The organism is Streptomyces sp. VTCC 41912, assembly GCF_045799175.1.
GTDB classification, from domain to species: domain Bacteria; phylum Actinomycetota; class Actinomycetes; order Streptomycetales; family Streptomycetaceae; genus Streptomyces; species Streptomyces albulus_C.
Map to the genome: position 1 here is coordinate 86,449 of NZ_JBJMAB010000002.1, position 12,100 is coordinate 98,548.

The 12,100-nt window shown below is 70.8% G+C and carries 9 protein-coding genes; 2 read left to right on the top strand and 7 right to left on the bottom strand.

The features are described 5' to 3' along the window. Window positions 1-209: 209 nt before the first annotated feature. From ACJ6WD_RS03720 to ACJ6WD_RS03750, 7 genes are all read right to left on the bottom strand, one after another. Window positions 210-1,244: an ABC transporter ATP-binding protein gene (locus tag ACJ6WD_RS03720; protein ID WP_016572742.1), complete on the bottom strand. Its 1,035-nt coding sequence runs from the start codon at window positions 1,242-1,244 to the stop codon at window positions 210-212. Further along, on the bottom strand, window positions 1,231-2,241 hold the full coding sequence (locus tag ACJ6WD_RS03725) for an ABC transporter ATP-binding protein (protein WP_233656910.1): 1,011 nt from the start codon (window positions 2,239-2,241) through the stop codon (window positions 1,231-1,233). The genes ACJ6WD_RS03720 and ACJ6WD_RS03725 overlap by 14 nt, the downstream gene beginning before the upstream one ends. A gap of 11 nt (window positions 2,242-2,252) precedes the next feature. Further along, window positions 2,253-3,236, bottom strand: a complete 984-nt coding sequence (locus ACJ6WD_RS03730; protein WP_016572744.1) for an ABC transporter permease — start codon at window positions 3,234-3,236, stop codon at window positions 2,253-2,255. Continuing rightward, window positions 3,229-4,152, bottom strand: a complete 924-nt coding sequence (locus ACJ6WD_RS03735) for an ABC transporter permease (RefSeq protein ID WP_233656911.1) — start codon at window positions 4,150-4,152, stop codon at window positions 3,229-3,231. Before ACJ6WD_RS03735 ends, ACJ6WD_RS03730 begins: the two co-directional genes overlap by 8 nt. 18 nt (window positions 4,153-4,170) lie before the next feature. Next, window positions 4,171-5,793 (bottom strand): ABC transporter substrate-binding protein, encoded by a 1,623-nt coding sequence (locus ACJ6WD_RS03740; protein WP_233656912.1) that lies wholly within the window; start codon window positions 5,791-5,793, stop codon window positions 4,171-4,173. A 235-nt stretch (window positions 5,794-6,028) separates the two neighbouring features. Beyond that, window positions 6,029-7,939, bottom strand: a complete 1,911-nt coding sequence (typA, locus tag ACJ6WD_RS03745; RefSeq protein WP_233656913.1) for a translational GTPase TypA — start codon at window positions 7,937-7,939, stop codon at window positions 6,029-6,031. A gap of 184 nt (window positions 7,940-8,123) precedes the next feature. Then, on the bottom strand, window positions 8,124-10,484 hold the full coding sequence (locus ACJ6WD_RS03750) for an ABC transporter family substrate-binding protein (protein WP_331248535.1): 2,361 nt from the start codon (window positions 10,482-10,484) through the stop codon (window positions 8,124-8,126). A 388-nt stretch (window positions 10,485-10,872) separates the two neighbouring features. Between ACJ6WD_RS03750 and ACJ6WD_RS03755 the strand changes: the two genes are divergently transcribed. Further along, window positions 10,873-11,172: a hypothetical protein gene (locus ACJ6WD_RS03755; RefSeq protein ID WP_016572749.1), complete on the top strand. Its 300-nt coding sequence runs from the start codon at window positions 10,873-10,875 to the stop codon at window positions 11,170-11,172. Window positions 11,173-11,188: 16 nt separating this feature from the next. Further along, entirely contained in the window at window positions 11,189-12,016 is an 828-nt protein-coding gene (locus ACJ6WD_RS03760) for a hypothetical protein (RefSeq protein WP_407615133.1), read from the top strand. The last annotated feature ends 84 nt before the right edge of the window (window positions 12,017-12,100 follow it).

The following is a 12,100-nucleotide window of genomic DNA, read 5'->3' on the forward strand; positions in this document are numbered from 1 at the left end:
AATCTCTTACATCAATGAACTTAACGACGACTTTTCGCCCTTCCGGGAATCCACGCACAACACGCCCATTACCCTTATGGGAAGGAACATCCAAAATCGGAAATAATGCCCCAGTTCACCCTGACGACATGCATAACAGCTCTCCGACCACGACCGCAGTCTCGCGTCCTGGAGTCGGCACGAGCCCGTCCCTGAGCCGTTCCGGCGCCCTACTCGCTCGGCACCACGTGCCGCTCCTCCGCGAAGTGGCAGGCCGAGGCGTGCCGGGCCGGGCCCGCGGCGTCGTGGAACGCCGCCGGGACCGCCAGCGGGGGCTCGACCCGGGCGCACAGCTCCTGCGCCTTCCAGCAGCGGGTGCGGAAGCGGCAGCCGGACGGCGGATCGGCCGGGGAGGGGACGTCGCCGCTCAGCAGGATGCGTTCGCGGTGCGCCCGGGCGTCGGGGTCGGGCACGGGGACGGCGGAGAGCAGCGCCTGGGTGTACGGGTGGGTGGGGTGGTCGTAGATCTGCTCGTCGGTGCCGGTCTCGACGATCTTGCCGAGGTACATCACCGCGACCCGGTCGGAGAGGTGGCGGACGACGGACAGGTCGTGCGCGATGAAGACGTAGGAGAGTCCGAAGTCGTCCTGGAGCCGGGCCAGGAGGTTCACGACCTGGGCCTGGACGGAGACGTCGAGGGCGGAGACCGGCTCGTCCGCGACGATGATCTCGGGGCGCAGGGCCAGGCCGCGGGCGATCCCGATGCGCTGGCGCTGGCCGCCGGAGAACTGGTGCGGATAGCGGTTGACGAACTCGGGGTTGAGCCCGACGACGTCGAGGAGTTCCTGGACCCGGCGCCGGCGGTCGCCCTTGGGTGCCACCTCGGGGTGGATCTCGTAGGGCTCGCCGATGATGTCGCCGACCGTCATCCGGGGGTTGAGCGAGGTGTAGGGGTCCTGGAAGACCATCTGGATGTTGCGGCGGACGGCCTTCATGGCGCGCCCGGACAGTCGGGTGATGTCCTCGCCGCGGTAGCGGATGTGCCCGGCCGTCGGCCGCTCCAGTCCGACCAGCATCCGGGCCACCGTCGACTTGCCGCAGCCGGACTCCCCCACGATGCCGAGGGTTTCGCCCTGCCGGAGCGCGAAGGAGACCCCGTCGACCGCCTTGACCGCGCCCACCTGCTTCTTGATCAGCACGCCCCGGGTCAGCGGGAAGTGCTTGACCAGGTCGCGGACTTCGAGGAGCGGTTCACCGGGCGCCATCGAGGGTCTCCTTCCAGAAGTGGCAGGCGCTGGCCCGGCCCGGTCCGACGTCGTTCAGCGGCGGCCGGTCGGTGCGGCAGACGTCGCGGGCCAGCGGGCAGCGGGGGTGGAACGCGCAGCCGGGCGGGATGGCGGTGAGGCTGGGCGGCAGGCCCTTGATCGCGTGCAGTTGCTGCCCCTTGTGCCCCAGCCGGGGCACGGACTCCAGCAGCCCGCGGGTGTACGGGTGCGCGGGCGCCTTGTAGAGCTGGTCGACGGGGGCGGTCTCGACGACCCGGCCCGCGTACATCACCGCGATGGTGTCGGCGACGTCGGCGACCACGCCGAGGTCGTGGGTGATCAGGATCAGGCCCATCCGGTACTCGCGCCGCAACTCCGCGAGCAGGTCCATGACCTGGGCCTGGACGGTGACGTCCAGGGCGGTGGTCGGCTCGTCCGCGATGATCAGGTCGGGTTCCAGGGCGAGCGCCATGGCGATCATGATGCGTTGGCGCATGCCGCCGGAGAACTGGTGCGGGTAGTCCCCGACCCGCGCCCGGGCCGCCGGGATGCCGACCCGCTCCATCAGGGCGACCGCCCTGTCCCGGGCGTCCTTGCGGGACGCCCCGGTGTGCACCCGGAACATCTCGCCGAGTTGGGCGCCGACGCTGAGCACCGGATTCAGGGCGGAGAGCGCGTCCTGGAAGATCATCGCCATCTTCGCGCCGCGGACCCTGCGGCGCTCCTCCTTGCCCAGGGTGAGCAGGTCGCGCCCCTGGAAGAGGATCCGGCCGCCGGTGACGAAGCCCGGCGGCGAGTCGAGGATGCCCATCACGGCCTGGGCGGTGACGGACTTGCCGGAGCCGGACTCGCCGAGCACCGCCAGCGTCCGGCCGGCCGCCACGGTGTAGCTGACGCCGTTGACGGCCTTGGCCACCCCGTCGCGGGTGCGGAACTCCACTTGGAGGTCCTGGACGTCGAGCAGCGGCTCGGTCGCGGGTGCGCCGCCGTTGGTCATCTGACGCCTCCTCAGCGCAGTTTGGGGTCGAGGGCGTCGCGCACCGCGTCGCCGAGCATGATGAACGCGAGCACCGTGATGCTCAGTGCGCCCGCGGGCCAGAGCAGCATGTGGGGCGCGTTGCGGATGTGGGTGGAGGCGGCGGAGATGTCGATGCCCCAGGAGACGGTGGGCGGTTTGAGGCCCGCGCCGAGGTAGGACAGGGTGGCCTCCAGGGCGATGTAGGTGCCCAGGGCGATGGTCGCGACGACGATGACCGGGGCGACGGCGTTGGGCGCGATGTGCCGCAGCAGCATCCGCCCGTTGCCCGCGCCCAGCGCCCTCGCGGCCTGCACGTAGTCGTTCTGCTTGGCGGTGACGACCGAGCCGCGGGCGATCCGGGCGATCTGCGGCCAGCCCAGCAGCACGATGAAGCCGACCACCGGCCAGACGGTGGTGCTGGTGACGACGGACAGGAAGACCAGCCCGCCGAGCAGCACCGGGATGCCGAAGAAGACGTCGGCGAGCCGGGAGAGCAGGGTGTCCGACCAGCCGCCGAAGAAGCCGGCCAGGCCGCCGAGCAGGCTGCCCAGGAGGGCGACGCCGGCGGTGGCGCAGGTGCCGACGGTGATGGAGGCGCGGGCGCCGTAGACGACCCGGGTGTAGACGTCGCGGCCCTGGGTGTCGTAGCCGAAGGGGTGGCCGGGCGCGGCGCCCTGCTGGGCCTTGGAGAGGTCGGCGCGGTACGGGTTGCCGGTGGCGATCAGCTGCGGCCAGATGGCGATGACCACCAGGAAGACGATGACCAGCGCCGAGACCACGAAGACCGGGTTGCGGCGCAGGTCGTGCCAGGCGTCGCTCCACAGGCTGCGGGGTTTGCCGGTGGGTTCGCCACCGGGGGGTGGGGGCCCGGCGCCGGGGGCGCGGGCCAGGGACTCGGCCTCGCCGATGGCGAGCGCGGCGGTGCCGCCGTCGCCGTGGCCGATGGCTTCCTGGGGGACGTGCGGCTCAGGCATAGCGGATCCTCGGGTCGAGGACGGCGTACAGCAGGTCGACCAGCAGGTTGGCGATCAGGAACACCAGCACCAGGATCGTCACGAAGCCCACCACGGTCGGCGAGTTCTGGCGGAGGATGCCCTGGTAGAGCTGGTATCCGACGCCGTGGATGTTGAAGATCCGCTCGGTGACGATGGCGCCGCCCATCAGCGCGCCGATGTCGGTGCCGATGAAGGTGACCACCGGGATCAGGGAGTTGCGCAGCAGGTGGCGGGTGATGACCCGGTGCCGGGGCAGCCCCTTGGCGACGGCGGTGCGGACGTAGTCGGCGCGGGCGTTCTCGGCGATCGAGGTCCGGGTCAGCCGGGTGACGTAGGCGAGCGAGACCAGCGCCAACACCAGCCCCGGGAGCAGCAGTTGGCCCAGGGGCGCCTCGATGGCGACGGTCGGCGCGGCCCATTCCCACTTCACGCCGAAGACGAACTGGAGCAGGTAGCCGCTGACGAAGGTCGGTACGGAGACCACGACGAGGGTGAGGACCAGCACGGTGGTGTCGATGCTCCGGCCGCGCCGCAGCCCGCTGAACACGCCCAGCGCGACGCCCACCACCGTCTCCAGGACGATGGCGACGATGGTGAGCCGGAGGGTGACGGGGAAGGCCGTGCGCATCAGCTCGGTGACCGGCTGCCCGTTGAAGGCGGTGCCGAAGTCGCCCTGGAAGATCTGGCCCATGTAGTGCGGGTACTGCTTCCACAGCGGCTGGTCGAGGTAGAGGTCGTGGCGGATCTGCGCCGCGGTGGCGGGGTCCGGCGCCCGGTCGCCGAACATCGCGGCGACCGGATCGCCCAGTGCGTAGACCATGAGGAAGATCAGGAAGGTGCTGCCGATGAACACCGGGATCATCTGGAGCAACCGCCGGATCACATAACGTCCCATGCGCGCTCGCCTCCGCGGTCAGCCGACGGTGATCTCGTTGTAGACCGGAACGCTGAACGGATTGAGCCGCACGTTGCTGATCCGGTCCGAATAGCCGCCGCTGCCGTTCTGGTACCAGAGCGGAATGGCCGGCATTTCGCGGGCGAGGATCCGCTCCGCGTCCTGGAATTTCGCCACCGCCTGCCGGGTGTCCGGGGCGGCGTTGGCCTGGTTGACGAGTTTGTCGAAGTCGGGATTGCTGAACTTCCCGTCGTTGGAGGAGGCGTTGGTGTAGTACAGCGGCTGGAGGAAGTTCTGGATCAGCGGGTAGTCCATCTGCCAGCCGGCCCGGAAGGGGCCGGTCAGCTGCCGGGCGCTGATCTGGTTGCGGAAGTCCGCGAAGGTGCCGACCGGGTTGCCCACGCACGCCTTGTCGTTCCCCAGCGTCTTGTTGATGCTGTTGCAGACCGCGTCGACCCAGTCCTTGTGCGAGCCGGTGTCGGCGTTGTACGTGATCGTCATCCGGCCGCCGGGGAGTCCGCCGCCGTCCTTGATGAGCTGGCGGGCCTTCGCCGGGTCGAAGACGCAGGCGTCGCCGCAGAGCCCCTCCTTGAAGCCGCCCTTCTCCCCCAGGACCGGCGACGTCCAGTCGGTGGCCGGGGTGCGGGTGTGCTGGAAGATCTCCTTGGTGATCTGCTGCCGGTCGATCGCCATCGACAGGCCGCGCCGCACCCGTTCCATCCCGGGCTTGCCCCAGTGCGCGTCGTACATCGGGAAGGTGAGGGTCTGGATGATGCCGGCCGGCTGGTTGAGGTAGCGGTCGCCGAGGTCGGACCGGACGTTCTTCAGCTGGGAGGCCGGGATGTCGTCGACCAGGTCGAGGTTGCCGGCCTGCAGGTCGGTGTAGGCGGTCTCGCTGTCGGTGTAGACGCGCAGGTCGATGCCGCCGTTCTGGGCCGGGTCGGGACCGGGGTACCGCTTCCACTTCCGCATCTTCAGCACGCTGCCCTTGGTGTAGGAATCCACCACGTACGGGCCGTTGCCGACGGGTCTCCTCAGCCAGCCGGCGTGGTCGCGGAAGAACGCCTGGGGCAGCGGCATGAACGCCGAATAGCCCAGGGTGTCCGGCCAACTGGAGAATTTCTGGTTCAGCGTGACGTCGAAGGTGTGGTCGTCCTTCACCTTCAGTCCGGAGAGGGTCTTCGCGGTGGGCTTCCCGTTGTCGGGGTGCACCTTGTCGAAGCCGTCGATGTATTGGAAGAAGGGCGCGTTCTTCTGCTTGTTGTCCAGCAGCGCGCCGTAATTCCAGGCGTCCACGAAGGATTTGGCGGTGACCTTCTCGCCGTCGCTGAAGCTCCAGCCGCGCTTGAGGGTCACGGTGTAGTGCTGGGCGTCGGTGGTCTCGATCTTCTCGGCCAGGACGTTCTTGGCCGCGCCGGTCTCGGGGTCGTAGCGCTTGAGGCCGCGCAGCAGCATCTCCAGCACCTTGCCGCCCTGCACCTCGTTGGTGTTGGCCGGCTCCAGCGGATTCTGCGGGTCGCCCCAGGAGGCGCTGACGACGGCGGAGCCGCCCGGTCCGGCGGTCCCGCCCCCGCACCCGGTGGCCACGAGGGCCACCGCCGCCGCGCAGCCGGCCCACTTCGCGCACACCGCTGGGCGCATGGTGCCTCCTTACGGTCCGGACTCCGGGTCACACGTAGTCACGGGGACCACACGTAGCCCACATCAGAGCCCAAACCGTCGCATACCGCACCCCGGCACCGGTCGCCACTGCTCCGAACCCCCGGGAAACCCCTCGGATGACCGACGACGACCACCGCCGACCGCGCCGTGCGCCCATACGGCGGCGCCCCGCCGGACCGTGTCCGACGGGGCGCCGTGAAGGGCCTGGGTGGCGTCAGCCGTGCTTGGCGCGCGAGGCGGAGCGGCCGCGCTCCTTCTGGTCCAGGACGACCTTGCGGATGCGCACGGCCTCCGGGGTGACCTCGACGCACTCGTCGTCGCGGCAGAACTCCAGGGACTGCTCCAGGGAGAGCTTGCGCGGCGGCACGATCGCCTCGAACGAGTCGGCCGACGAGGACCGCATGTTCGTGAGCTTCTTCTCCTTGGTGATGTTCACGTCCATGTCGTCGGAGCGCGAGTTCTCGCCGACGATCATGCCCTCGTACACCTCGGTGCCGGGGTCGGTGAACAGCACGCCGCGCTCCTGGAGGTTGGTCATCGCGAAGGCGGTGACCGCGCCCGAGCGGTCGGCGACCAGCGAGCCGTTGTTACGGGTCGTCAGGGTGCCGAACCACGGCTCGTGGCCCTCGTGGATGGAGTGCGCGATGCCGGTGCCACGGGTGTTGGTCAGGAACTCCGTGCGGAAGCCGATCAGACCGCGGGAGGGGACGACGAACTCCATGCGGACCCAGCCCGAGCCGTGGTTGGACATGTTGTCCATCCGGCCCTTGCGGACGCCCATGAGCTGGGTGACGGCACCCATGTGCTCCTCGGGCACGTCGATGGTCATGCGCTCGACGGGCTCGTAGGTCTTGCCGTCGACGTCCTTGGTGACGACCTGCGGCTTGCCGATCGTCATCTCGAAGCCCTCGCGGCGCATCTGCTCGACCAGGATGGCCAGCGCCAGCTCACCGCGGCCCTGCACCTCCCAGGCGTCGGGGCGCTCGGTGTCCAGGACGCGCAGCGAGACGTTACCGATCAGCTCGCGGTCCAGGCGGTCCTTGACCTGGCGGGCGGTGACCTTGCGGTCCTTGACCGCGGCCTTGGCGCTCGCGCCCTTGCCCGTGCCGCCCCGGCCGACCAGCGGCGAGGTGTTGGTGCCGATGGTCATGGAGATCGCCGGCTCGTCGACCGTGATCAGCGGCAGCGCGACCGGGTTCTCCGGGTCGGCCAGCGTCTCGCCGATCATGATGTCGGGGATGCCGGCGACGGCGCAGATGTCGCCCGGGCCGGCCTTCTCGGCGGGCTTGCGGGTGAGCGCCTCGGTCATCATCAGCTCGGTGATGCGGACGTTGGCGATGCTGCCGTCCCGCTTGATCCACGCGACGGTCTGGCCCTTGCGCAGCTCGCCCTGCTCGACGCGGAGCAGCGCGATGCGGCCGAGGAAGTTGTCGGCGTCGAGGTTGGTGACGTGCGCCTGGAGCGGCGCGTCCTCCTCGTACGTCGGGGCCGGGACGTGCGCCAGGATGGTGGAGAAGAACGGCTCCAGGTTGGTGCTGTCCGCGGGGACGGTGCCGTCCTCCGGCTTGGTCAGCGACGCGATGCCGTCACGGCCGCAGGCGTAGACGATCGGGAACTCGATCTGGTCCTCGTCGGCGTCCAGGTCGAGGAAGAGGTCGTAGGTCTCGTTGACGACCTCGTCGATCCGGGAGTCCGGGCGGTCGGTCTTGTTGATGCACAGGATGACCGGCATCCGGGCCTGGAGGGCCTTGCGGAGCACGAAGCGGGTCTGCGGGAGCGGGCCCTCGGAGGCGTCGACCAGCAGCACGACGGCGTCCACCATCGACAGACCGCGCTCGACCTCACCACCGAAGTCGGCGTGGCCGGGGGTGTCGATGATGTTGATCGTGATGGGCTCCCCGCCGTCCTTGGGGTGATACTTCACCGCCGTGTTCTTGGCGAGGATCGTGATGCCCTTCTCACGCTCCAGATCGTTCGAGTCCATCATGCGGTCGTCGAGGGACTCGGCGGCGTGCGCGGCGAAGGCGCCCGCCTGCTTGAGCATGGCGTCGACGATGGTCGTCTTGCCGTGGTCGACGTGGGCGACGATGGCGACGTTGCGGATGTCGTGACGTGTGGCGGACACGGTGCGGCGCTTCTCCCGGAATCGTGGATGGCGGCGCGTACGGTCCGGTACGCGCGCCCGCCGGGCACAACTACGCCACGGCCTCACCCCATGGTACGGGGCTGTGGCGACATTGGCCGCCCCAGCCCGTACGTAGCGCCTCTGACCTGCGGTTCCTTACCGAACTTTAGCTCTGGCGTAGCCGTTACTTCTTGTAACCGACGTCTTGGAAACGCGGCGTGGCGAAGCCGAACGCGCCGATGTTGGCGAGCGTCTTGCGGGTGGCCACCAGCTCCGGCCGTTGGTAGAGCGGGATCGACCCGGCGGCGGCCCAGATCCGGGCGTCGGCCTGCTCGACCAGGGTGCGCGAGGCGTCCCCGTCCAGCTCCGAGGCGGCCTGGTCGAAGAGCTGGTCGATGTGGTCGGTGCCGACCCGGCTGTAGTTCTGTTCGACGGTCAGCGAACCGTCCGGGGCCGGCTGCGGCTTGGCGAAGATCGGCCGGGCGTCGGTCGCCGGGAAGGCGGTGCCGGGCCAGGAGTACAGCGCCAGGTCGAAGTCGCCGGAGGCGATGTGGTCCTTGAAGTAGCTGGCGTCCGGGACCCGCTGGATCGCGGTCTGCACCCCGATCCGGTTCAGCATCCCGGCGATCCGCCGGCCCACGGTGCGCAGCTGCTCGGAGCCGGGCCCGTCGGGGAGGACGAAGCGCAGCGCCAGCGGGCGGCCGTCCTTCTTCAGCACCGGCGCCCGGCCGGGCGCCCGGCCCGCGGCCGCCTCCGGCGAGTGCCCGGTGCCGGCCTGCAAGGCGCGGAACGGGCTGTTGGCCGTGCGCAGCGCGGCGTGGCCGGCGGCTGCCCCGGGCAGGTGCGGGGCCTGCCCGGTCTCGATCAGCTCGGCGGCGCCCAGCGCCTGCGCGGCCCGCTTCTTGTACCGCCGGTACTTGCCGTACGCCGCGGAGCCGGTGTCCCCGGCGGCCGCCGCCCGCTCGTCGGCGGCCTCGGCCTTGTACAGGGCCGCGCTCTGCCGCAGCAGGGCGGCCTGCTGGACCTCGGAGCCGACCGCACCGGCGAAGGACAGCGGTGCCTCGGCGGCGGCCGGACGGGCGCCGTCCCGGTCCGCGCCCGCGCCCGGCCGGTGCGGGTTGCGGCCGTCCGTCTCGGCGTCGCCGGACCGGTCCGCGGAGGTGCCGTCCCCGGGCTCGTCCGCCCGCGGGTCCTCGGCGTACCCGTCGTCGCCGTCGTCGTCGGACCGGTCCGGCGTGACCGCGCGGCCGGCGCCGGCCTGCTCCTCCTCCGCGGGCCGCGGTGCGGAGCCGCCGGAGAGCTTCCAGCCGGCGTCGGCGAGCAGCTTCTTGGCCGCCCCCGCGTCCGCCTCGCCGATCGCGTCGCTGTGGTCCTCGTAGCCGTGCTGTCCGGTCATCAGCAGGTGGTTGCCGAGCGGCTGGGCGGGCAGGTCCAGCGGCTTGAGGACGGAGTCGGCGAGCGCCTGCCGGTCGATGGCGCGGGCCACCGCGCGGCGCACCCGCTGGTCGGCGAGCGGCCCGGCGCTGCCGTTGAGGGCGAGCTGGGTGTACGCGGGCTCCAGTGCCTTGCGGACGACGTAGCCGCCCAGTGCGGACTTGCGGGCGGCGGTCCGGGCGTCCTCGGCCTTGGCGTCCACGCCCTTGGCGGTGGCCGGCGCGGCGGCCTGGGCGACCTGCTTGGCGGCGCCCTGGTCGACCGCGGCGACGTCGATCGTCCCGGCGGCCAGCGCCCCGGACCGCTTGTCCCGGGGCAGCGCCGTCAGCACCAGCTTGTCGAGCTTGGCCCGGTCGCCCCACCAGGTGGGGTTGCGGACCAGCGTGACGGTGCCGCGGTCGGCGTCCCGCTTGCGCACCAGGAACGGGCCCGCGCCGACCGGGAGCTTCTCCCGCGCCGCGTCGTTGAAGGCGTCGGCCTTCCCCATCACGCCCTTGGGGTAGAGCGGCGTGAAGAGCGACTGCCAGTCGGCGTACGGCCGGGCGAAGGTGACCTTGACCTGGTGCGGTTTGGCGCCGGCCTCGACCTTGGCGATCCGGTCGTAGCCGGCGTTGCGGGCGGTCCAGTACGCGTTGTCCTTGCCGCGCAGCGCGTTCCACTGGGCGAGGAAGTCCGCGGCGTCGATCGGCCGGCCGTCGCTCCACCGCGCCTTGGGGTTGAGCTGGTAGGTGACGACCTGTCGGGGCTCGCGGGCGCTGACGTCGGCCGCGCCGAGGTAGTCGGCGTTGCGCTGCGGGTGGCCGCTCGCGTCGAGCGTGAACAGGCTGGGCAGGACGGCGCCGGTGACCCGGGTGGTGGCCGCGTCCGCGTCGCTCTGGAAGGCGTTGAAGGTGCTGGGCAGCGCGTCGATCGCCCACCGGAGCGTGCCGCCGTCCTTCACCATCCCGCGCGGGGCCGGCGCGATGTCCTGGGACTGGGCGACGGAGGGCGCGGTGTCGCCCTGGCTGCAACCGGCCAGGACCGGCAACGGGAGCAGCGCCCCCACCGCGACGAGCGCGGCACAGCGGCGCCTCCGGCACACCGCGCCGCCTGGGCTGACGTGGTCGGTCATGACTGTTCCCTCCGGCTCGCCCGCGCCGCGCCGAGCCGCAGTAACACGTCCGGCCGACTTTGCGGCTCATCACATCTATGGGCTCCCCACTGAAGGTGACCGTCCGCTTCCTGACGGACCGACACGTCGACGGGCCCGGCGAAGGCCACCCACCCGGCCCAATGCCGGCTCGGCCGGCCGACGGACCCGGTGGCGCACCGCCCGCCCCGTACGCCCCAACGGCGTCCCCGGTCGCACCGGAGTTCGACGCTCCGTGCCGTGCGGCGGGTCCGGAACGCACCGGTTCGAGTCGTAGTGGTGCCTGCCCCCTTCCCAAGCCCTACTGTGACGCGCGACACTCTCGGGCGCATGAGATCGCCCACCACACGTCACGAAGTGAGGGCATGTGATGTCCGTACAGGACGACTTGACGGCGGTTGAACGCAGCCTGGACGCCCTGGTCCAGGCGGTCGGGAAGCTTCAGGCACGGATCGGCGGCGGGCTGGACGTCCGTCGGGTCCGCAGCGACACGGACCATCTCCGGGAGAGCCTGGCGCTGCTCAAGGAGGGCCTCGCCGGCGCGCCGCCCGGCCGGCCCGCCGCGGCCGACGACGAGATGGTGCCGATCCCGGACACCCCCTACAACTCCGCGCTGTGGACGGACGCCGAGGACGAGGGCCTGGGCGCCAAGGACCGGCACGCGCCGTAAGGACGGAGACGTAACGTTGGCCACTGGCATCGAACCCGCACCGCAATCGGGCCCGACCGGCGTGCGCGATGCCTCGCGCGCCGCCATCCCCGCCCGCCACCTGCGCACCGACCGCTGGTGGCTGGCGCCGGCCGGCACCGCCGCCGGACTGCTCGCGTTCGTCGTCTACTCGACCTGGCGGGCGTTCGCGAACGCCGACTACTACCACGCGCCGTACGTGTCGCCGTTCTACTCGCCCTGCCTGGCGCAGAACTGCCACACGATGCGCGGGGGTCCCAACTGGGATCTGTTCGGGAGCTGGTGGGGCCTGTCCCCGGCCCTGCTGATCCTGATCTTCCCGCTGGGCTTCCGGCTGACCTGCTACTACTACCGCAAGGCGTACTACCGCGGCTTCTGGGCCTCCCCGCCGGCCTGCGCGGTCGCCGAACCGCACAAGAAGTACACCGGCGAGACCCGCTTCCCCCTGATCCTGCAGAACGTCCACCGCTACTTCTTCTACTTCGCGGTGCTGGTCGCCGGCGTCCTCACCTACGACACCGTGCTGACCTTCCGCGACGACCACTACCGCTGGGGCCACATGGGCCTGGGGTCGCTGGTCTTCCTCGCCAACATCGTGCTGATCTGGGCCTACACCCTCTCCTGCCACTCCTGCCGGCACATCGTCGGCGGCCGGCTGCGGCACTTCTCCAAGCATCCGGTGCGGTACCGGATGTGGGGCTGGGTCAGCAAGCTCAACGCCCGTCACATGCTGCTCGCCTGGTCCTCGTTGATCAGCGTGGCGGTGGCGGACTTCTACGTCTTCCTCCTGGCCAGCGGGGCGTTCGCGGACCCGCGCTTCTTCTGACGCACGACGTCCGCGGGCTTTCGGGGACCGCGAGGGCCCGGAGGGAACCGAAGAAACCGAAGAGATCCGAGGGAAGGTGTGCCG